The organism is Xanthomonas hawaiiensis (genome assembly GCF_031834635.1).
GTDB classification, from domain to species: Bacteria; Pseudomonadota; Gammaproteobacteria; order Xanthomonadales; family Xanthomonadaceae; genus Xanthomonas_A; species Xanthomonas_A sacchari.
Map to the genome: position 1 here is coordinate 122,706 of NZ_CP115873.1, position 22,981 is coordinate 145,686.

12 protein-coding genes and 1 pseudogene are annotated in these 22,981 nt (G+C 68.4%); 9 read left to right on the forward strand and 4 right to left on the reverse strand.

Going from position 1 to position 22,981, the window contains the following annotated elements:
- Window positions 1-164 precede the first annotated feature (164 nt).
- The 5 genes from PG878_RS00620 (at window position 165) to PG878_RS00640 (ending at window position 16,089) form a co-directional block, all read left to right on the forward strand.
- On the forward strand, window positions 165-5,198 hold the full coding sequence (locus PG878_RS00620; protein ID WP_425611795.1) for a putative Ig domain-containing protein: 5,034 nt from the start codon (window positions 165-167) through the stop codon (window positions 5,196-5,198).
- A gap of 734 nt (window positions 5,199-5,932) precedes the next feature.
- A complete protein-coding gene (gene recC / locus PG878_RS00625; protein ID WP_209029911.1) occupies window positions 5,933-9,340 on the forward strand; it encodes an exodeoxyribonuclease V subunit gamma in 3,408 nt (1,135 codons plus the stop codon).
- The gene (recB, locus tag PG878_RS00630; protein ID WP_311186006.1) at window positions 9,337-13,149 is read left to right on the forward strand and encodes an exodeoxyribonuclease V subunit beta; all 3,813 of its coding nucleotides are present in this window, start codon (window positions 9,337-9,339) and stop codon (window positions 13,147-13,149) included. Before recC ends, recB begins: the two co-directional genes overlap by 4 nt.
- Window positions 13,150-13,270: 121 nt before the next feature.
- A complete protein-coding gene (gene recD / locus PG878_RS00635; RefSeq protein WP_209029909.1) occupies window positions 13,271-15,241 on the forward strand; it encodes an exodeoxyribonuclease V subunit alpha in 1,971 nt (656 codons plus the stop codon).
- A gap of 50 nt (window positions 15,242-15,291) precedes the next feature.
- Window positions 15,292-16,089, forward strand: a complete 798-nt coding sequence (locus tag PG878_RS00640; protein WP_209029908.1) for a hypothetical protein — start codon at window positions 15,292-15,294, stop codon at window positions 16,087-16,089.
- 53 nt (window positions 16,090-16,142) lie between these two features.
- Here the strand turns inward: PG878_RS00640 and PG878_RS00645 are convergent, their stop codons facing one another.
- Window positions 16,143-16,886 (reverse strand): glucose 1-dehydrogenase, encoded by a 744-nt coding sequence (locus PG878_RS00645; RefSeq protein ID WP_209029907.1) that lies wholly within the window; start codon window positions 16,884-16,886, stop codon window positions 16,143-16,145.
- Window positions 16,887-16,971: 85 nt separating this feature from the next.
- Here PG878_RS00645 and PG878_RS00650 point away from each other — a divergent pair, with 85 nt between their 5' ends.
- Window positions 16,972-17,538, forward strand: coding sequence for a TetR/AcrR family transcriptional regulator (locus tag PG878_RS00650; protein WP_209029906.1), 567 nt, complete (start codon window positions 16,972-16,974; stop codon window positions 17,536-17,538).
- Between the two features lie 223 nt (window positions 17,539-17,761).
- On the opposite strand, the gene PG878_RS00655 is transcribed toward PG878_RS00650, so the two are convergent.
- Window positions 17,762-18,094, reverse strand: a complete 333-nt coding sequence (locus PG878_RS00655) for a hypothetical protein (RefSeq protein ID WP_209029905.1) — start codon at window positions 18,092-18,094, stop codon at window positions 17,762-17,764.
- A gap of 214 nt (window positions 18,095-18,308) precedes the next feature.
- Between PG878_RS00655 and PG878_RS00660 the strand changes: the two genes are divergently transcribed.
- Window positions 18,309-18,590 carry a type II toxin-antitoxin system RelE/ParE family toxin gene (locus PG878_RS00660; protein ID WP_048492359.1) on the forward strand — a complete coding sequence of 94 codons (282 nt, stop codon included), beginning with the start codon at window positions 18,309-18,311 and terminating at the stop codon, window positions 18,588-18,590.
- Window positions 18,591-18,606: 16 nt separating this feature from the next.
- Window positions 18,607-18,897, forward strand: coding sequence for a HigA family addiction module antitoxin (locus PG878_RS00665; RefSeq protein WP_017911477.1), 291 nt, complete (start codon window positions 18,607-18,609; stop codon window positions 18,895-18,897).
- 138 nt (window positions 18,898-19,035) lie between these two features.
- Here PG878_RS00665 and PG878_RS00670 read toward each other — a convergent pair whose 3' ends face one another.
- Window positions 19,036-21,348: an AAA family ATPase gene (locus PG878_RS00670; protein WP_209029904.1), complete on the reverse strand. Its 2,313-nt coding sequence runs from the start codon at window positions 21,346-21,348 to the stop codon at window positions 19,036-19,038.
- A 96-nt stretch (window positions 21,349-21,444) separates the two neighbouring features.
- Window positions 21,445-21,906, reverse strand: a pseudogene (locus PG878_RS00675) (restriction endonuclease); the annotation flags it as partial.
- A 272-nt stretch (window positions 21,907-22,178) separates the two neighbouring features.
- Between PG878_RS00675 and PG878_RS00680 the strand changes: the two are divergent.
- Window positions 22,179-22,880, forward strand: coding sequence for a DUF2306 domain-containing protein (locus PG878_RS00680; RefSeq protein ID WP_209029903.1), 702 nt, complete (start codon window positions 22,179-22,181; stop codon window positions 22,878-22,880).
- Window positions 22,881-22,981 lie beyond the last annotated feature (101 nt).

A 22,981-nucleotide genomic window follows, 5' to 3' on the forward strand; every position in this document is an offset into this window, starting at 1 on the left:
CGACTTGTTGTTCCAATAGACGCGCAACGCGCGTGGCCGATGCTTGTCCGGCCGATATTCCGCGAAGTCCGAGGCACCAGGATGGCTGCCAGCGCCCATGGGGTGGCGCGTTTTGGGGGAATCGAAATATGTCTACGAAATACGCCAATTTTGGTGGTGCGCGTCTGGCTGTGCGTTGCTTGATGGCGTTTGTGCTTCTGGCGGCATCACAGGTCTGCTTGGCCGCCACGTCGACCATCTGTCCGACACCGTTCACCGCCACGATCAATTCGGGCGGCTCGGTGACGTTCGACGTCAGCAACTGCGATGGTCCGTCCAACGGAGGAATGGGGGACGACCCGAGAAACCCTCTTCCGAACAACCAGGGTTCGAGCCCTCACGGGTTCATCAATCTAAGTCCCCAGAGTGGCCAAGGCACACAGACCGTTACGTACACGAACAACGGGGACAACGCGACCTCGGATGTTTTCTACCTGCACGACGAAAATGAAGACGTCGTCACTTTCAATATCACCATCAACCCAACGCGCACCGCCAGCATCGCGGTGTCGCCGTCCAGCGCCAACGAGGACAGCGGTACGGCCTTCGTCTACACGGTGACGCTGAGCCAGACCAACAGTTCGCCGACCACGGTGAACCTGACCCGCAGCGGCACCGCCACCAGCGGGACCGATTACACCGGCGCGGTCAGCAGCGTCGTGGTGCCGGCCAACGCCACCTCCGCCAGTTTCAGCATCACCCCCGTCGCCGACACGACGGTGGAACCCGATGAGACGGCGATCTTCAGCGTGGCCAGCGGCACCGACTATTCTGTCGGCAGCCCGTCCAGCGCCACCGCCACCATCGTCAACGACGATTTCCCGGTCGCCAGCATCACGGTCTCGCCGGCCAGCGTGTACGAAGACGGCGCACCCAACCTGGTCTACACTGTCGCGCTGAGCCAGCCGTCGCCGTCGGCGCTGTCGATCGGCTTCAACGTCGGCGGGACCGCCACCAACGGCACCGACTACGCCACGATCAATTCGCCCTTGGTGATCGCGGCCGGCCAGACCAGCGGCACCATCACCGTCAACCCAACGCCCGACACGACCGTCGAACCCGACGAGACCGTGGTGATCAGCCTCAATGCGGGCAGCGGCTATACGGTGGGCTCGCCGAACAGCGCCACCGGCACCATCCTCAACGACGACCAGCCGGCGCTGTCGATCAACGACGTGTCGCAGAACGAAGGCAATTCCGGCACCACCGCGTTCACCTTCACCGTGTCGCTCAGCCAGCCGGCCGGCACCGGCGGGGTCAGCTTCGACCTCGCCACCGCCGATGGGACCGCGACCGCGGGCACCGATTACATCTCTTCCAGCGTGAACGGGCTGACCATCCCGGCCGGCAGCAGCAGCGCCACCTTCACCGTGCAGGTGATCGGCGACACGCTCAACGAACCCAACGAAACCTTCTACGTCAACGTCACCAATCCCAATGGCGCCACGATCAACCGTGGGCAGGGAGTGGGCACGATCAACAACGACGACGCGCAGCCGTCCCTCTCGATCGGCGACGTCAGCGTCGCCGAAGGCAACAGCGGCACCACCACGGCGACGTTCATCGTCACCCTCAGTGGGGCCAGCGGCCAGACCGTCACGGTCAACTTTGCGACCGCCGACGGCAGCGCCAACGCCGGCAGCGACTATGTCGCCCACTCCGGTACGCTGACCTTCTTGCCCGGCACCACCACGCAGAACGTGGCGGTGACCATCAACGGCGATACCACCGTCGAGCCAGACGAGACGTTCACGGTGAACCTGTCCGGCGCCAGCAACGCCACCATCGCCCGCGCCACCGCGACCGGCACCATCCTCAACGACGATGCGGTGGTGACGATCGCGCCGGCGTCGCTGCCGGCGGCCACCGCCGGCACCAGCTACAGCCAGACCTTGACGGCCAGTGGTGGGACCGCGCCGTATGGCTTCGCGATCACCACCGGCACATTGCCGGTGGGCATGCTGCTGAGTTCCGCCGGCGTGCTGTCCGGCACGCCCAGCGGCAGCGGCAGCTTCAATTTCACCGTGTCCGCGACCGACAGCGGCTCGTCGCCCATCAGCGGTAGCCGTGCCTACACGTTGACGGTGGCGTCGCCGACCGTGACGCTGCCGGCGACGACCCTGCCCAACGGCACCGCCGGTCAGGCCTACAGCGCATCGATCAACCAGGCCAGCGGCGGCATCGCGCCGTACACCTATGCGGTCACTGCCGGCGCTTTACCGGCAGGCGTGACCGTCAACAGTGCGACCGGTGCGCTCAGCGGCACGCCCACCGTGACCGGCAATTTCAGCTTCACCCTGGTCGCGACCGACAGCACCTCCGGAACCCCGGGCCAGGCGGCGCGCAGCTATACGCTGGCGATCGTGGCGCCGACCCTGACCGTCGCCCCGTCCACCCTGCCGTCCGGAACCGCGGGAACCGCCTACAGCCAGACGCTGAGCACCAGTGGCGGGACGGCCCCCTACACCTATGCGCTCAGTTCCGGCGCCTTGCCCACGGGCCTGACCTTGAGCAACGCCGGCATCTTGTCCGGCACCCCGACCGTGGCCGGCAGTTTCACCTTCGTCGTCGGCGTCACCGATGCCGGCAGTTTCGGCGGCTCGCACGCCTACACCCTGTCCATCGTCGCGCCGACCCTGGCCATCACCCCGCCGACCCTGCCGACGGCGGCGATCGGCGCCAGCTACAGCCAGGCGCTGAGCACCAGCGGCGGCACCGCGCCGTACAGCTATGTGCTCAATGCCGGCGCCTTGCCGAGCGGGATGAGCCTGAGCGCAGGTGGCGTGCTGTCCGGTACGCCGACCACGGCCGGCAACTTCGCGTTCACCGTGGGCGTGACCGATGCCAACGCCTTCACGGCGGCGCAGGCGTTCACCCTGACGGTGGCCTCGCCGACGCTGACGCTGTCGCCGCCCGCGCTGCCGGCCGGCACTGCGGGCAGCGCCTACAGCCAGGCACTCAGCGCCACCGGCGGTACCGCGCCCTACAGCTACAGCCTAGCCACCGGCGTACTGCCGGCCGGGCTGAGCCTGAGCGCCGCCGGCGTACTGTCCGGTACCCCGACCCAGGCCGGCAGCTTCGTCTTCACCGCCACCGTCACCGACAGCACCGCCGGCGTCCCCGGCCAGTCCAGCCGCAGCTACACGTTGAGCATCGCCGCGCCGACCCTGACTCCGGGTCAACCGACGCTGCCTGCCGGCACCGCGGGCACGGCGTACAACCAGACCCTGAGCACCAGCGGCGGCACTGCGCCATACAGCTACAGCGTGGTCAGCGGCGCCTTGCCGACCGGGTTGAGCCTGACCTCGGCGGGCGTGCTGTCCGGCACGCCGGGCGCGGCCGGCAGCTTCGCCTTCAGCATCAAAGTCAGCGACGCCAACGGCTTCTCGGCCACGCAGGCCTACACGCTGACCATCGCCTCGGCGGTGCCGGCGCCGGTGGCGGCGAACGACACTGGCGCCACCCTCGTGGATACCGCGCTGACCCTGGCGGTCACCGGCAACGACACCGGCAGCATCGACAGCATCGCCATCGCCACCGCGCCCAGCCACGGCACCGCAACCGTCGATGGGGTGCGCCTGGTGTACACGCCGGCGCCCGGCTACGTGGGCGTGGACAGCGTGCATTACACCGCCATCGGCGCCGGCGGCAGTTCGGCGCCGGCCGTGGTCACCATCACCGTCAACGCCCGCCCCATCGCGGTGTCGGTGACGGTGCCGGCGGTGACCGGGCAGGCGCAGACCCTGGACGTCACCCGTGACGCCTCCGGTGGCCCGTTCGTGGCCGCTGCCGTGGTCGCCGTGCTGCCGGCCAACGCCGGCACCGCGACGATCACCCGGGCAGCGGCCAAGGCCGCCGGCGTGCCGACGGCGGCGGCCGACGACGGCCCGGGCTTCATGCTGACGTTCGTGCCGAACCCGGCCTTCTCCGGCAACGCCACGGTGCGCTTCACCCTGTCCAACGCGTATGCGACCTCGGCCGAGGCGGATATCGTGTTCATGATCGCGCCGCGCCCGGATCCGACCCAGGATGCGCAGGTGCGCGGCCTGATCGACGCGCAGGCCGAATCGACCCGGCGCTTCGCCAAGGCGCAGATCGACAACTTCCAGCGCCGCCTGGAGGCGACCCACCGGGGTGCGCGCGGCTTCGACAACGGCGTGAGCTTCCAGGCCAGCTCGCAGTGCCGCCAGCGCGACCGCACGCTGCAGAGCGATCGCAACCTGGACGCGCAGGCGTGCGACCCGGCCAACCGCGACCTGCGCGACGGCGCCGTGGACGGCGGTGCCGACACCGTGTCGGCAGCGCAGCGCGACACCGCCACCGCAGGCGACCTCGGCCTGTGGGTGGGCGGCGCGATCCGCTCCGGCAGCCTGGACAAGCAATCGCAGCGCGCCGGCGTGGATTTCCAGACCGATGGCCTGAGCCTGGGCGCCGATTACCGCGTCTCCTCGTCCTTTGCATTGGGCGCGGGCGTGGGCTTCGGCCGCGACGACAGCGACGTCGGCCGCGACGGCAGCCATAGCAAGTCGACTGCGTACACGCTGGCGCTGTATGCCAGCTATCACCCGGGCCAGACGCTGTTCTTCGACACCCTGGTCGGCTACCAGCTCCTGTCCTATGACCTGCGCCGCTACGTCACCGACAACGGCGCGCTGGCCGAAGGCGATCGCAGCGGCCACCAGTGGATCGCGTCGCTGTCGGCCGGTGCCGACCTGCAGCGCGGCGATTGGCAGATCACCCCGTACGCGCGGGTGGATGCCGCGCGCGCCACGCTCGATGCCTACAGCGAAGCGGCGATGGCGCCGTATGCGCTGCGCTACGAGGACATGGACGTGGCCACCACCACCGGCAACCTCGGCCTGCGCCTGGAATGGCGCCGGCAGATGTCCTGGGGACGGCTGACGCCGCAGTTCCGGCTCGAGTACCAGCACGACTTCCAGGGCCGTGGCGACGCCACGCTGGGCTATGCCGACATCGTCGGCGGCACCCTGTACCGCACCGGGCAGACCGTGTACGACCACAACCGGCTGATGCTGGGCGTGGGCGTGATGTTCAGCACCGACCAGGGCCTGTCCACGCGCGTGGAATACCGCGGCGTGACCGACGGCGACAGCGGCAGCGACCAGACCTGGATGTTCAACGTAGAGAAGAAGTACTGATGCTTTAAGCCCCTCTCCCGCCGGGAGAGGGGCCGGCGCGAAGCGACTCGCGATGTCTGGGCGCACGAGGCTGCGTCCGTACCCTCATCCGGCCCTGCGGGCCACCTTCTCCCGGTGGGAGAAGGGAACGACTAGCCCCTCTCCCCCCGGGAGAGGGGTTGGGGTGAGGGTCCGGCGCGAAACGACTCGCGATGTCTGGCGCACGAGGCTGCGCCCGTACCCTCATCCGGCCCTGCGGGCCACCTTCTCCCGGCGGGAGAAGGGAACAGCTAGCCCCTCTTCCCCGGGGAGAGGGGTTGGGGTGAGGGTCCGGCGCGAAGCGACTCGCGATGTCTGGGCGCACGAGGCTGCGCCCGTACCCTCATCCGGCCCTGCGGGCCACCTTCTCCCAATGGGAGAAGGGAACAGCTAACCCCTCTCCCCCCGGGAGAGGGGTTGGGGTGAGGGTCCGGCGCGAAGCGACTCGCGATGTCTGGGCGCACGAGGCTGCGCCCGTACCCTCATCCGCCCCTGCGGGCCACCTTCTCCCGGTGGGAGCAGGGAGCGGCTAGCCCCTCTCCCGCCGGGAGAGGGGTTGGGGTGAGGGTCCGGCGCGAAGCGCCTCGCGATGTTTGGGCGCACGAGGCTGAGCCCGTACCCTCATCCGGCCCCGCGGGCCACCTTCTCCCGGCGGGAGAAGGGAAGAGCCTCGCGCAAAAGCGCCGCCTGCCCGCATCCGGCACAATGCCCGGCACATGCCTGCCCCATCCGCGCCCGATTTCCGGCTGTATCCGTCCAACGCGCTGGATACCCTGGCCGCCCTGCTCGCCGAAGAACTGCGCCGGCCGCCGCCGGGGCAGCCCTTGCTGGCGCCGGAGGTGGTGCTGATTCCGCAGGTGGCGATGCGGCGCTGGCTGCAATCCACCCTGGCCGCGGTGCACGGGGTGGCGGCGAACCTGGAATTCCTCACCCCCGGCGAGTTCGTCGCGCGCGCGCTGGAGCGCAACCTCGGCGCGGCGGCCGACGACCTGGATATGGCGACCATGCATTGGCGCCTGTACGCGGCGCTGCAGGGCGAGCTGGGCAGCGACGCGGCGCTGGCGCCGTTGGCCGGCTATCTGGCCGATGGCGATGCGCTCAAGCCATGGAGCCTGGCCGGCGAGCTGAGCAACGTGTTCGAGAAGTACCAGGCCTGGCGTCGCGACTGGCTGCTGCGCTGGGAAGGCGGCGCCGACCCGGACGATCCGCAGGCGCGGCTGTGGCGACGCATCGCCAGCGGCCGCGCGTACCGCGCACGCCGCATCGGCCAATACCTGGACCGCTACGCGCGCCCGGACGGGCCGCTGCCGCAGGGCCTGCCGCGGCGCCTGTTCGCCTTCGCCGTGCTCAACATCTCCCCGGACGTGCTGCGCGTGCTGGCCACGCAGGCGCGCGCCGGCACACTGCACTTCTACCTGCCGACGCCGGCGCAAGGGTACTGGGGCGATCTGCAGACACTGTGGCAGCGCCGCCGCGAGGGTGGGGCGGTGGACCTGTTCGCCGACCACGTGCAGGAGAATCCGCTGCTGCAGGCCTGGGGCGCGGCGGGGCGCGACTTCATGGCGCTGATCGGCGACTACGAAGTGGTGCATCCGCTGGCCGAGATCGCGGTCTACGCCGATCCGCTGGAGTCGGGCCGGCGCGCGCTGGCCGATGGCGGCCTCGGCGACAGCCTGCTGCGGCGCATGCAGAGCGACCTGTTCCACCGCCGCGCGCCGGCGCGGCCGGCGCTGCTGGCCGCGGTGGATCCGCACGATCCCAGCCTGCAGGTGCATGCCTGCCACACCCGCCTGCGCGAACTGCAGGTGTTGCACGATCAATTGCGCGCGCTGCTGGACGACCCGCGCTTCGAGCCGCCGCTGCAGCCGCGCGAGATCGCGGTGCTGTCGCCGGACATCGATCCCTACGTGCCCTACCTGGATGCGGTGTTCGGCGGCCACGCCGGCGACGACGCGCTGCCTTACGCGCTGGCCGACGCCAGCCCGCTGGCCAGCGAGCCGCTGGCCGAGGTGTTCCTGGCGCTGCTCGGCCTGCCGATCGCCCGCTTCGGCCTGCACGAGATCCTGGACCTGCTCGCCAGCGCGCCGATCGCCGAGGCTGCCGGCCTCGACGAGGCCGGGCTGGAACGCCTGCGCGCCTGGCTGCATGCCGCCGGTGCGCGCTGGGGCCTGGACGCGGCGCACCGGCAGCGTCATCAGGCGCCGGCCGACGACGCCTATACCTGGCGCTTCGCCCTGGACCGGCTGCTGCTCGGCCACGCCAGCGGTGCCGAGGACGACATCGACGGCGTGGCGCCGTGGCCGCAGCTGGAAGGCAGTGCGCTGGCCGCGCTGGACACGCTGCTGCGCCTGCTGCGCGTGCTCGATCGCCACCAGGCCGCGCTGGCCGAGCCGATGCCGCCGACGCAGTGGCGCGAAGTGCTGTTAGGCCTGCTCGAGGCGCTGCTGCCGCAGAGTCCGTCGGCGCCGCGCCAGCAGCGCGCGCTGGAGCGGCTGCGCGCGCTGATCGACCAGTTCGCGCGCGACGCCACCCGCGCCGACTACACCGACGCGGTACCGGCCGAGGTGGTGCGCGCGCACTTCGCCGCGGTGCTGGGCGAATCGGACACGCGCGCGCCGCTGCTCACCGGCGGCATCAGCTTCGGCCGCATGGTGCCGATGCGGCTGCTGCCGTTCCGGGTCATCTGCCTGCTGGGCATGAACGACGGCGACTTCCCGCGCCGCGATCCCGCCGCCGGGCTCAACCGCCTCACCGCCGAACTGGGCACCACGCGCCGCCGCCACGGCGACCGTTCGACGCGCGAGGACGATCGCTTCCTGTTCCTCCAACTGTTCGCCTCGGCGCAGGACGTGTTCTACCTGAGCTACCTGGGCGCCGACGCGCGCGACGGCAGCGTGCGTGAACCTTCGCCGCTGGTCGGCGAACTGCTGGCCTGCGCCGCGCAGTACCACGCCGACCCGGCCGCGGCCGCGGCGCTGGTGGTGCGGCATCCGCTGCAGCCGTTCGCTGCCGCTGCGTTCGGCGCCACCAGTGCCGAGGATGCCGACCCGCGCCGTTTCAGTTACCGCCGGCAGTGGCGGCCGGCGGTGGACAGCCTGGTCGGCCAGCGCCAGCCGCTGGCGCCTTGGATCGATGATCTGCCGGCCGCGGCCGACGACGCGCTGCCGGCGCAGCTGTCCATCGACGATGTGCGCCGGTTGCTGGTCGATCCGGCCGGGCAGTTCCTGCGCCAGCGCCTGGGCCTGCGCCTGCCCGATCCGGCGCAGGCCGACAGCGATCTGGAACCGCTGCTGGCGCCCAGCCGCGGGCTCGATCAGTACGGCCTGCAGCAACAGGTGTTCGAGGCGGTGCTGCGCGAGGACACCGACGCCCTGTACGAGCGCCTGCGCGCCCGCGCGCTGCTGCCGTCCGGGCCATTGGGCCGGCGCCAGCTCGACGAGCGGGTGCGCCAGTTGCGCCCGTACGCCGAGGCATTCCGGCAGTGGCGCGGCAGCGCCGACGCGCCGCTGGCGCCGCGGCTGCAGGTGGACCTCGACGGCACCGCGCTGCACGGCCGCCTGCCGGGCTGGTACGCGCCCGGCGTGGCGCGCGTGCAGGTGGGCGCCTTGAGCGGGCGCAGCGCGATCCGCCACGGGCTGGAATGGCTGCTGCTGCGCGCCGCCGGCGAACGCGTGCCCTACGTGCGTTTCTTCGACCACGACGACAGCCTCGGCCCGCATCCGATGGACCGCGAACCGCTGCCCGCCGCGCAGGCGCAACAGGCGCTGGGCGAACTGTTGCAGCTGTATCGCCACGGCCGCCAGGCGCCACTGGCGTTCGCGCCGTACAGCAGCTGGAAGTACTACCAGGCCGCGCGCGCCGACGATCTGGACAAGGCGATCAAGGACGCCGCCGCGCAATGGCAGGCCAGCTTCGGCTGGAGCGAGGCGGACAGCCCGGAACTGCGCCTGGTCGGCCGCGGCCGCGACCCGTTCGCCGATGCGCAGCGCTTCGCCGACTTCGCCGCCACCAGCCAGCGCGTGTTCGGCCTGCTCGAACAGGGCGACGCCGGCCCCGCACTCGATCCCGAGCGGCTGAGCGAGAGCTGGCAACGCTGGCGCGGCACGCAGGAGGACGCCGAATGAGCGCCGCGCCCGACCGCGACCCCTACCTGCAGCTGCCGCTGCACGGCGTGCGCCTGATCGAGGCCAGCGCCGGCACCGGCAAGACCTTCACCCTGGCCACGCTGTTCACCCGCCTGGTGGTCGAACGCGGCCTGCGCCTGGGCCAACTCCTCGCCGTCACCTTCACCGAGGCCGCCACCCAGGAGCTGCGCCGCCGCATCCGCGAGCGCCTGGCGCTGGCGGCGACACTGGTCCCGGACGCCGACGGAAGCCTCGTAGGAGCGGCTTTAGCCGCGACCGACCTGTCGCAACAAACGCCGCACCAAGACCCACCCGACGTCGCCCTCACCCGCGCCATCCTCGCCGCGCACCTGGCCGCCAGCACCGAAACCCCGACCGCCCTGCGCCGGCGCCTGCAGCAGGCCGCCGAGGACATCGACCTCGCCGCCATCTTCACCATCCACGGCTTCTGCGCGCGCGTACTGCGCGAGCATGCGCTGGAAAGCGGCCAGGCCTTCGCCGCGCCGCAATTGCTCACCGACGACCGCGAACTGCTGCGCGACGTCGCCGCCGACCTGTGGCGGCAACGCGCCGCGGATGCGGCGATGGCCGAGGATCTGGTGGCGCTGTGGCCGGGCGGTCCGGACGGCATGGCCATCGATCTGCGCGAACTGGTGCGGCATCCGACCCTGTTGCCGGCGGCGATCGCGCCTGCCCCCGATCCATCGGCCGCACGTAACACCGCTGCACGTGAGTTGGTCGCCGCACTGGGGGCTCACGCGGACCAGGCTTACGATGCCATTGCCGCCGCTTTCGACAACAAGGTATTCGACGGACGCCGTGCGCGTCGCCCAAGTTTCGACAAGGCCTTCGAGCAATTGTGGGAAGGCAGCGCAGAAGCGCATTGGGTGTTCGACGAACGGAGCCATCTCGACAAGCTGTTGCCGTCGCGTTTGCGCGAATTCTGCAAGGACGGAATGCAAGATCGCGTGCCTTCCTCGCCGTTGTTCGCCGCATTGGATGCTTGGCAACAGGCAGATGCACAGGTACGCCATTGGTACATGCAACGTCGCATTTGTCTCTTGCACGCACTGCGCGCCGACGCAGCCGAACGCCTGGCCTATCTCAAGCGCCAGCGCCGCGTGCAGACCTATGACGACCTGGTCGAGGGCGTGGCGCGCGCGCTAGAAGGCCCGCACGGCGACGCCTTGGCGCAGAGGCTGCGCGCGCAGTACGCGGTGGCCCTGGTCGACGAGTTTCAGGACACCGACGACCGCCAGTGGACGATCTTCCGCAAGGTGTTCGCGCCGGACACGGCCAATCCCGCTCCGGCGCAGGACGACGCGGCGATCGCGCCATCGCTGTCCACAGCGGACGACACGCCGCCGCTGCTCGCCCTGATCGGCGATCCCAAGCAGGCCATCTACGGCTTCCGCGGCGGCGACGTGCGCACCTACCTGGCCGCCGCCGCGGACGCCGAACGCGCGCCGCCGCTGGCGCACAACTTCCGCTCGCGCCCCGCGCTGCTGGCGGCGATCGACGCGCTGTACGCGCAGGCCGGCTATGCCGAGGCCTTCCTCACCGACGGCATCGCCTTCCACCCGGTGCAGCCGGGCAGCAAGCGCGTCGATGCCGATCTGCAACGCGGCGGCGCGCCGGCCCCGGCGCTGACCGTGTGGCGCGCGCCGGAACCGCCACCGCCACCGGCCACCGCCAAGGGGCCGGGCAAGCCCAAGCCGTGGAGCGCCGGGCGCGCCCGCGAGCTGTGCACCGTTGCCTGCGTCGCGGCCATCCGCAGCTGGCTGGCCGATGCGCGCGATGGCACTGCGACGTTGCTCGGCCGCCCCGTGCAGGCCGGCGATATCGCGGTGCTGGTGCGCAGCCACGGCGAGGCCACGCGCATCCAGCAGGCGCTGGCCGTTGCCGGCATTCCCGCGGTCGCCGCCGGCCGCCGCAGCCTGTTCGCCACCGACGAGGCGCTGGAACTGCTGGCGCTGCTGCAGGCGCTGCTCGACCCCGGCGACGACGGCCGCCTGCGCGCCGCACTGGCCACCGTGCTGATCGGCGAGGACGCCGCCGCCATTGCCGCACTCGACCACGACGGCGAGCGCCACCGCCGCTGGCAGCAGCAGGCGCTGGACTGGCGCGAGCGCTGGCAGCGCGGCGGCCCGCTGGCGCTGATCGGCGACCTCGGTGCCGCGCACGGGCAACGCCTGCTGGCGCTGGTCGACGGCGAACGCCGCCTCACCAACTACCTGCAACTGGCCGAACTGCTGCAGGAAGCCGACACCCGCGCGCTCGGCCCACATGGCCTGGTCGACTGGCTGGCGCGACGCATCGCCAATGCCGACGACAGCGACGAGGCGCAGCAACTGCGGCTTGAGTCGGATGCGCGCCGCGTGCAGATCGTCACCCTGCACAAGAGCAAGGGCCTGGAATATCCGCTGGTGTTCCTGCCGTACGCCGGCATCGGCCGCAACGAGCGCACCCCCGGTCGCCACTGCGTGGTCCCGGCGCCGCAGGGCGGGCGCCAACTGCAGTGGAACACCGGCCGCAGCGGCGGCGAGTCCGATCCGGCCTGGGACACCGCCGAAGCCGCCTGGAAGCAGGAACAGCGCGCCGAGGACGCGCGCCTGCTCTACGTCGGCCTGACCCGTGCCGAACACGCGCTGTGGATCGCCACCGGTGCGTTCCCACAGCACGAGCGGACAGCGCTGGCGCCGATGCTGCGCGACCTCGACGCCTTGCAGGCCGCCGCTGCTCCCGGCGCCATCGTTATTGACACCACGCCGCCGCCGGCACAACTGCCGCGGCTGCCGCCCGAGCCGGCGCCGCCGGTGCCGCCGGCACGGGTGCCGCAGCGGCGCGTGCTGCCGGAGTGGTGGGTATACAGCTTCACCCAGTTGGCCAACGCCGACGCCGGCAGCGACCCGATGGCCAGCGCCACCGTGCCCAGCAGCGGCGGCAGCGACGAACCCGCCGCCAGCGAGCCGGTCAGCGCCGCGGTGGAGGTGGACATGGTCGATCGCCGCTTCGTCGGCAACCGCTTCGGCGTGGCCATGCACGACGTGTTCGAGCGCTGCGACTTCGCCGCCTGGCGCACCTGGCAGCCTGGCCAGCCGGCGCCGGCCGGCCAGGCCACCGCCATCGTCGAAGCGCTGCAGCGCGGCGGCTATGCCGAGGACGAACTGGAAGACGGCACCGCCATGCTCACCGCGCTGGTCGGCAACACCCTCACCGTGGCCCTGCCGGAAGGCACCTGCCTGGCCGCGGTGCCGGAGGAGCAGCGGCGCAACGAAATGGAATTCCACTTCGCCATGCGCCCGACGCGGGTGGACGCGCTGCTGGTGCTGCTGCACCGCTTCGGCGTGGCCGGCGAGCGCCAGGCGTTCGGCGCGCGGCAGCGCCTGGAGGGACTGATGACCGGCCTGATCGACCTCACCTACCAGCACGACGGCCGCTGGTACGTGCTCGACTACAAGTCCAACCGCCTGCCGGCCTACGACCCCGACGCGCTGGCGCGGGCGATGGCGCACAGCGAATACACCCTGCAGGCGCTGATCTACACCGTGGCCCTGCACCGCTGGCTGCGCTTCCGCCTGGGCGAGGGCTACGACTACGCCCGCGACTTCGGCGGCGTGCGCTACCTGTTCTGCCGCGGCCTGGACGCCGCGCGCGACCCGTCGCCGGGCGTACACGCCTGGCGCTTCGACCCAGACCTGATCGAAGGCGTCGACGCCCTGTTCGCCGGCGCCCCGCTCAAGCCCCTCTCCCCCCGGGAGAGGGGTTGGGGTGAGGGTCCGTCCGCCCACGGAGCCCCAACCCCGTGAGCCACCCCACCCACCTCCTGGCCGCCCGCCACCGCACCGTCGCCCCGCGCACGCTCAAGCCCCTCTCCCCCCGGGAGAGGGGTTGGGGTGAGGGTCCGTCCGCTCACGGAGCAACCACCCCGTGAGCCAATCCAACCTCCTAGCCGCCCTCCACCGCAGCGGCACCCTGCGCACGCTGGACCACGCCTTCGCCCACAGCCTGGCCCGCCTCGACCCGAACACCCCCGATCTGGTGCTGGCCGGCGCCGCCCTGGCCTCGCTGGCAGTGGCCAGCGGCCACGCCGGTCTCGACCCGGCACGCGCCAGCCTCCTGCTCGACAGCCGCGACGGCGCTGCCCCCACGCTGCCCACCGCGGACGACTGGACACGCGCCCTGGCTGCCTCGCGCTGGGTCGCACACCCCGCTGCCGAGGACCCTGCCAGCGCCGACTGCCCACTCGTACTCGAACATGGCCTGCTGTACCTGCGCCGCTACCGCGAGTACGAGCGGCGCCTGGCCCTGGGCCTGCGCCGCCTCGCCGCGCAGCCGCTGCCGCACAGCGACCTCGCCGCCCTCGCGCCCCTGTTCGCCCAGCTCTTCCCTCTCCCCCCGGGAGAGGGTGCCCGCAGGGCGGGTGAGGGTACGACCGCCGCCGACCCATCAGACCGCCAAGCCCAAGCCGCCGCCCTCGCCCTGCGCCGCGCCCTGCTGCTGGTCACCGGCGGCCCCGGCACCGGCAAGACCACCACCATCGCCCGCCTGCTGCTGCTGCGCCTCGCCCAGGCCCGCGCCACCGGCCTGCCACCGCCGCGCATCGCCCTGGCCGCGCCCACCGGTCGCGCTGCCGAGCGCATGGCAGAGAGCCTGCGCGCCGCGGTGGCGCGCGCACTCGCCGACGGCGTCGACCCGCTCCTGGCCGAGGCCCTGCCGGCCGGCGCCAGCACCTTGCATCGCCTGCTCGGCGTCATCCCCGACCTGCCGCGCTTCCGCCACGACGCCGACAACCCGCTGCCGTTCGACCTGATCGTGATCGACGAAGCGTCCATGGTCGACCTGCCGCTGATGTGCAAACTCGTGGAAGCCGTGGCCGACGGCGCGCAACTGATCCTGCTCGGCGATGCCGACCAGTTGCCTTCGGTGGAAGCCGGCGACGTGCTCGCTGCGATCCTGCAGGCCGCCGGCCCGGGCGACGCGTTGCAGCCGGACGACGCGCAGGCGCTGCAGCCGCTGCTCGGCCACAGCGCGGTCGCGCACGACCACGGCGGTCTGGCCGGACACCGCGTGCACCTGCTGCGCGGCTACCGCCAGGCCCAGGATTTCGCCCTGGCACCGCTGGCCGATGCGGTGCGCAGCGGCGACGCCGACGGCACGCTGCGCCTGCTGCGCGACGGCCAGCTCGCCGGCGTGCACTTCCACGATGCCGTCGACGACCCGCTCGCCGCCGGCGGCGACGCCCTGCTCGCGCACTGGCGCGCCCTCGGCGACGCCGACGATCCGGCGCAGGCCCTGCGCGCCGCCGGGCGCCTGCGCCTGCTCACCGCCGTGCGCGCCGGCCCGCAGGGCGCACGCGGACTCAACGCGCGCATCGAACAACTGCTGGCCGAGACCGCCAGTGGCGCGCGCCGCCTCGGCGCCGCCTCGCCCTGGTTCCACGGCCGCCTGCTGCTCATCACCGAGAACAGCTACCGCCACGGCCTGTTCAACGGCGACGTCGGCATCTGCCTGAAGGACGCGCAGGGCACCCTGGTCGCCTGGTTCGACGGCGCCGGCGACGGCCAGGTCCGCGGCTTCCACCCGGCCGCGCTGCCCGCGCACGAGAGCGCCTTCGCCATGACCGTGCACAAGGCCCAGGGCAGCGAGTTCGACGAAGTCTGGCTGCAGTTGCCGGCGCGCGACGCCCGCGTGCTCAGCCGCGAACTGGTCTACACCGGCATCACCCGCGCCCGCCGCGCGCTGCACATCGCCGCCAGCGAACCGGTGCTGCGCGCCGCGCTGGCCCGGCATGCGGCGCGGATCTCGGGGTTGGCGTGGCGGTTGGGTGGGGAGCGCATCGCGGCGTCGCCGGAAGTGGCCCCGCCGGCCGCAGCGCCGATACAGGGGTCGCTGTTCTAGCCATCGGTGCGTCATGCGATGATCCGGCCACCGTCTCGTGTCCGGCCCGCATGCTCAGGATCGTCTTCGCGCTTGTCGCCTTGCTTGCGTCATTCGCTGGCGTTGCCGGCGAGGCGACCCAGGTACCCGCCAGCGCCCGTCCGGTCGCCGTCCTGCTCATCACCGATCCATGGGCAATGGTCATTGGCGCTGACACGCCCTGGTTCGCGCTCTACGACGATGGCCGCGTCATCTTCGTCGAGAAGAACACCGCGGGCGCGTACGCCCACATGACCGCGCGTTTGAGCCCGGCGCAGTTGGCCGACGTCGAGGCCACGCTGCGTGCCTTCATCGCGGAACCGGTTCCGAAGAAGATCGACCTGCGGCCCAATTGGACAGATCAACCCACGTCGCATCTGTTCCTGGATGTGGATGGACGCAAGCTCGTGACCGCCGTACACGGCCTTGGCCATGCCACCGCGGGCGTCGCCTGGCGCCACGCGGGCGAGACGCAGCCCGACGTGTTGCCGGCCAACATCGCCGGCCTGCATCGGTATCTCGCCGACTTCCACGTGGCGAGCGCCACCAAGTGGATCCCCGATCGGCTGGAGGTCATGTTCTGGGACTACAACTACGCACCGGGCGCCTCCATCGTCTGGCCGGCCAGTTGGCCAGGCCTGGAGGACCCCACCACGCTGAAGCGTGGCGATGACTATTCGATCTTCCTGCCAGGCACGCAAGAGCCGGCGCTGATCGCCTTCCTTGCGACCCGCAAGAAGAAGGGCGCGATCGCACTTGGCGGCAGGAAGTGGGCGGTGGACTACCGGCCCGTGTTTCCGCAGTGGCGGGACGCGTTTCGCGAACCATAGCGGCATCCACCAGGCGGCCGGATCGTGCTGGCCGCCACAGGCTCCCAGGCAGGCTAGATGGCCATGACCCCGCCATCGACGAACAGTTCGTGCCCCGCGATGAAGCTGGACGCGTCCGAGGCCAGGAACAGCACCGCCTCCGCGATCTCCTCCGCGTCGCCGAGCCGCCCGAACGGGATCATCTGCTTGAACGCCGCCTCGGCATCGGCATTGGCTTCCAGGTAGGCCTGCATGGCCGGCGTGTGGACCATGCCGGGCGACACCACGTTCACCCGGATGCCGCGGTGCTTCAGGTCGGTGGTCCAGGTGCGCGCAAAGGAGCGGATCGCCGCCTTCGTGGCGCTGTACACGGAGAGCGCGCCGATCCCCTTGCTGCCGGCCACCGAGCCGGCCAGGATCACCGTGCCACCGGTCGTCATCAGCGGCAGCGCCTTCTGCACGGTGAAGACCGTGCCCTTGATGTTGGTCGCCAGCAGGCGCTCCAGGTGCGCGACGTCGATCTCGCCCAACGCCGCCGACTCGGAAACGCCCGCGTTGGCGAACACCACATCCAGCCGGCCATGGTCCTGCCGGATACGCGCATAGAGCCGGTCCATGTCCTCCGCCTCGCCGACATCGCCCTGCACGCCCACCGCGCTGCCGCCGATCTCCGCCACGGCGGCATCCAACCGGTCCTGCCGCCGCCCGGTGATGTAGACCTGCGCGCCTTCCCGCGCAAACGCCTTCGCCGCCACCAGGCCGATGCCGTCGGTGCCGCCGGTGATCGCGACCACCTTGCCGTCGAATCGCTTGTCCATCTCGCTTCCTTTTATAAGTGGAGGATTGCTCCACTTACTATACGGAGGTAGCCTCCGTTTCCACAAGCCACGCCGGAAAGCCCCGTTGACCGCCGACACTCCCCTACGCGCCGATGCCCAGCGAAACCGCGAGCGCCTGCTCGCCGCGGCCGAGGAGGTGTTCCTGGAGCGCGGCGCCGAAGCGTCGATGGAAGACGTCGCCAAGCGCGCCGGCGTGGGCATCGGCACGCTCTATCGGCGTTTCCCCACGCGCGAGTCCTTGTTCGCCGCGGCCTACAGCGGCCGCTTCCTGTCGCTGGCGGCGGCCAGCCACGCACGCGCCAGCACACTCGATGCGCTGGCCGCACTGCGTGCGTATCTTGAGGACTTGGCGCTGCACACGAGCGTCTACCGCGGGCTGGCCATTTCGCTCGGCGCGGTACTGCAGAGCGGCACACCGGGCTGCGAGGCCGTCAGCAAGGAAGGAAAGGAGCTGTTGCGGCGCGCGCAGAAGACCGGCGTCGTCCGCCGGGACGTCTCGTTCGACGATCTCGTCGTCGTCGCCACCGCGACCTCGTTGGCCACCGAGCAACTCCGCTCGCCGAAAACGCGCATCGCACACCTGATCGGGCTGTTCGTCGACGGCATCGCCGCGCCCACGCCGCGTGCCTAGCCGGTAGACCCGCGGCGCGCGGGCGGGGCTTCAGCGATGCTGCGGGTGTGAAGCGTGAGGTCTATCCGCAAGCCGGCAAGAATCTCAGAGATCCGCACCCGTGCGCGTCAGACGCTGCCCGAGCGCAAGCAAGACGATGCTACGCGCCGCGCTAGCGCGACACGCAGTGTGGACTTCAGGCCGGGCGTAGCGTCATCCGAGACGCCGCACGCCGGCGACGCGTTTACTTGGCCGGAACGCGCTGATACTCGTCGCTGCCGGTGTTGAGATGCCCATCGGCCTCGTCGATGGCGAAGTTCACCGTCTCGCCGTCGTTGGTCACCTGCAGCACGCCGTCCTTGTAGATGGCTGGGTAGCTCTCGGTCTTGGGCTTGCGGGTGAAGAAGCGCGGGGTGGTGTTGCGCACCATGAACGACTCCCCGTTGCGCTCGATGTCCATCGTGTCGTCCTTCGACTCCACGTTGACCCAGTGCCCGACGAACTTCTCGCCCTCCACCCTGGCGCAGCCGGTCACCAGCATCGCCGCGGCCAGCGCCGCTCCCATCCACTTCGTCATGTCCCCGCCTCCGGTGTTGGAATCGGGGCGAGGATGCGGTGGGCTGGATGTATGGGAGGTCAAGAATGGGGAGGAGATCACGCCGGGTGCCGGTTGGCGCGAATCCCCCCTCCGCACGCCATTCCGCGTACTGCCGAGGCTGGAGCAGCGTGGAGTTCGGCGCCTGTCACTATGACGGGTTGCGTCATATGACGAGTGCCGTTATGGTGGCTGTGTGATCAGGAGCTTTATCGACAAGGAAGCCGAAAAGATCTGGCGTGGCGAGCGCTCGCGCAGGCTGCCGGCCGATATCCAGCCGGTCGCCCGACGCAAGCTGCGCATGCTCAATGCCGCTGCCAGTCTCGAGGATCTGCGTGTCCCGCCGGCCAATCGGCTGGAAGCGCTGAAAGGCGATCGGCGTGGTCAGCACAGCATCCGCATCAACGACCAATGGCGCATCTGCTTCCGCTGGCACGACGGCGATGTTGCCGAGGTCGCCATCGTCGACTACCACTGATTTCAGGCAACTCATTATGGCATCCCTGCCCAATATCCATCCCGGCGAAGTGCTGCGCGACGAGTTCCTCGTCCCGCTCGGTATCAGCCAGAACGCCCTCGCCCGCGCCACCGGCGTACCGCCGCGTCGCATCAACGAAATCGTGCTGGGCAAGCGCGGCATCACCGCCGACACCGCCGTACGCCTGGCCGCGGCGCTCGGCACGACCGAACGCTTCTGGCTGAGCCTGCAGGCGGACTACGAACTGGAAGAGGCGCATCGCCTGCTTGGCGATCTGCCGGCGAGGATCAAGCGATTGGCGGCTTGAGGCAAGATATTGGACCTGCTGGAAAACCGGGGTCAGAGTGCACTTCTCCTACAGCAGCTTCAGGCATCGTCCGATGGGTCGGCCCCCTTTGGACAAGGTCAGGCTGGTAAAAAAGTGCACTCTGACCCCTGTTTCTTCTTAACCGCGCAGAACGAAAGCTAGCACGCGAACGCAGTACCCATGTAACTCGCCTTCGTCGATGGTAGTGACGTCCGGTGGTGATCCATCATCAGCATGATGGAAGCGTTTTGCGTAATCGTTTAGAGCTCGAAGCTCAGGGACAGTCGGATGAAGAGATGCGAGAGGACTAGGTGCTGTCGATTTCTCGATGCTCGTAATCACTTGGCCAAGCATGGCGTTACGCGGAATCAGAGAAGGGAATTGCTGGTGCAGGCTGGTCTCAAGTACGACGCGTAAACATTTCGCAACATGGCCTCGGTCTAGCCCTTGCTTCGCATCGGCATAATTCGTGAGTACCGCCAGGTCATTCTCGTATTGGCTAGAGCACTCTTTGGCGAGGACAAGGTCTGCGAAGGTGGAGTAATCATTGGTGGCGGGCACGATCTTGCAATAACTCAGTGCGCCGGAATTTTTCGCGAGCGGAAGTTTTTTAAGTTCGTCGTCCAGCGCTTGCAGAAAATAGGGGTCGTGAGCAAGGACGATTAGCTGCTTGCACTTTGTAGCTAAGGCCTTGAGCACTCGAATCGTCGCCGTACGCCGCCGTCGATCCAAACTGCACATTGGATCATCAATTACTATGATTCGATCAGCTAGCTGAGGATCTTGATGCAAGCGAGCGATGAAGAAAGCAAAAGCAAGAGCTCGCTTATCCCCCTCACTTAGTGCATTTCCAAATGCCGCAATCTTGTCGCCAGCGAGCTTTACATCCAATCCTCTCACTTTGAGTTGATAGTTGCTTCTTGGAAGGCCAACGCCACCGCGATAATCAAAGCTGAGAGCTTCAATACGAACTTGCGTTCCGAACCCAGCGAGAAGAGTGTTGATCTCGGTTTGGTAGGTCGAGAGGATGGTCGTCATTAGTATATCGAGAGCTTTGCGTGTCTCCTCCTTTTCATCCGATCTCGCTTTTTTTTCAGCAGAAAGCTGATTAAATTTTTGAAATTCTGCAACAACCATTGGTGTATGGCGAAGTTTGCGGAGTTTCAAATCATCAATCATATTGCGCAGACTCTTGACATCCTCGGTAGCCAACGATCCCTTGTAGGCTTCAATGGCGGTGGCCGCATCTAAGACTCTGCTATTAGCCGTCGATACCAAATCAATTGCCGATGCCCATAGCGTAGCAGCCTGATTTAATTCGTCGGCTGATCCGACAGATTCAAGCGGCTGAAGACCCTTGGACTTTGCGAGAGGCTCTATGAGTGTGCGCAATTGGGCTAATATCGCTCTCATTTCTTGAGCGCAAAACGCAATAGAGGGTGCTTCCACAAATCCTTCCCATCCGTCTATGTGAGCCTGTACTGTTTCAAAAGCTTGCTCAAGCCTAACTGCTACGGCATCTCCTAAGCGAAGGTTAACGTGATCTTCTAGACGAGCTGCTTCGACTTTTAAATCTTCATAAGCCTTGTTGAAGTGTGTGCGATAAGCCTTGATTAGATTGTTATCTTTTATGCTTGATCCGCAGTAGGGACATTCATAGCCTATGTCGAACGCACTGCCCTGCATAAGCCATTGTTCGAATTTTGGATGAGTGCATCTCTTAATTTGGTTTCGAACCTCTTGCTCAGCGGTAGATTCGACCTCGGGCAAACTCTTGGCGAGAATACTGAATAGACTAGTAGCATTGAACACAGGAAGCGCAACCTGAACTGGGACTTTCTTTTTGAATATTTCTTCACGCGCATTTGCGGCTGCAATCCGTTTTTCTAGTAGCGCTATTTGTTCATCAGCGTTCGGCGGCACAGTCAAATTGCTGAATGCGTCGATCGCCATTGCTCCTGCATGTGCTTTCAGCACAGCCATCTGGGTGTTCATCTTTCCCGTGGCATCGGTGAGTTTCTGAGCTGCGTCGTCAACTTTTTTACGCAGCGTGACAGAATTTTCTCCGAGTGCAAACTCCAGGAGACTTGCACGTTGGTCTGTGCTGATCTCGCCGCCAGCGTATACGTTCTTACTAACGAAATCAGCGTCAAAAACCTGCAGATTCGGCATTGGCTTCGACCAAGCTGCCGAGATCAAGCTAACCATGTCACTCGCACCAGCGGTGTTGACAAATTCGAGTTGAACGCTTTGAGCTAGTGTGCCGCCTAGCGTCGCTCTAGCAGAAAGAGCGGCAGCTTGACCGTCTCCGCACGAACGCAAAATGGTAGCCAGCGTCGATTTACCTCGACCATTCTCACCAAAAATCATTGCCACCTGACCAAATGGAGGTGAAGCCCCGGAATCGTGGAATAGGCCAACTCCTTTTACTGTGACAATTTTCTTGAGCATTTTGGTGCCTTCCTTGATATTGAATTAATCGAGCGCTGGACAATAGCTATTGTCTAGGAGAGCTAGTAAGTTTCTTAAGATTTCTTACCCGGCTATCATCTCGCGTACGACGTTGACGCCGACCTGCTGCCGCTTCCAATGTTTGCATTGCGCCCGCGTGCGGCGGCCGTCTTTGCACAGGACTAGGCCGGTCTCTTCGATGGCGTAGCCCTCGCGGCGGAAGGCTTCGCCGACCAGGAGTTCGAATTGGCGCCAGCCCCCGGCGGCCAGGCTTTCCAGGGTGGTGCGCGTGTCCAGCAGGCGGCGGCGATGCCGCGCTTTGAGGAATGAGGTAAGCGCCGCCAGCCAGCAGAGCAGCAGCAGAATCCACGCCATCGGAGCGAATGCGCCTTCCGCTTGCTGGGCGATGGCCTGCGACAGCGCGCCGTCGTGGCGGGAGAACCACCAGGGGATGCCGTCGCGCACTGCGAAGAAGCCGGCGACGCCGGCCATGATTCCCATTGGCCACGGCAACGCCGCCAGCGCATCGAATCCGGTTTTCCCCTGTCTGCGTCCCATGCGACCCCCGTCCCCGGATCGACCATAGACCTGTGCGCGGCAGATGTCTGTACTGTTAACTGTGTCGTCTACAAAACGAGACGCAATTTGCATTTAAGACTGGGTGGTGGCGTCGCGATCGGTAGCCGGATCGCCTGTGCCGATCGGCGAAGCGACGTGTGCGGCAGCGTTCTCGGACGCGCCTGTCCGCCGCCCGTCGCCGCCTTCCGTGGCGCCGAGACGTCCATGCTAGCGTCGCGCTGCCGAGGGTCCGGCGCAGCGTGGGGCAGGGGATGAGCAGCGAGTCGACGCGCCGCCAACTGGCGCCACCACGCACCACGCCAATCGTCCGCCTGGCCTGGTGGCTGCTGTGGCTCGCCCTGGCCCTGTTCGCCGTGGAGTTCGTCCATTCGGTCTATCTGAAGTACGCGTCGCTGCAGTCGCCGGCCTATGCGATGTTCCTGACCCGCCGCGGGTGGCTGTGGTGCCATCTCGGTGGCGGGGCGGTCGGTCTGTTGCTGGGAGCGCTGCAGTTCGCGACGCAGCGGTGGCGGCGTTGGCCGCAGCTGCACCGTTGGGTGGGGCGGGCGTATTTCGCAGGGATGGCGGTGGCGATGATCGGAGTGGTGGGGCTGATCGCCACCTCGCCGGCGCCGCCTTCGATCCGGGTGGCGTTCGCGGCCACGGCGCTGGCGTGGCTGGTCACCGGGTCGGTCGGCTTGGTGGCGATCTGGCGTGGGCAGGTGCTGCGGCACCAGCGCTGGATGGTGCGCGCCTATCTGGCGACGCTTGCGCCGGTGGTGTTCCGGGTGGCGTTGCCGTCGGCGATCAGCCTGGGCCTGACGCCGTCGCCGTGCTTGATCGCGCTGCTGCTGTGGGCGAGTTGGGTGGTGCCGCTGTCGGTGTATGGCGTGGGCCGCGCGGTTGCCGATGCACGGGGCCGACGCAAGCAATCGGCGATGCTGCGGCGTGGCGCCGGCCTCGGCGCGGGGTGATGGCCGGGCGTATGGGATCGTGTGCCGGCCGGTGATTGCCGCGGCCGGTACCGCCAGGCCGATCTGCTGTCATTCCAATCCTGCGTCTGGTGTGCCGGCAC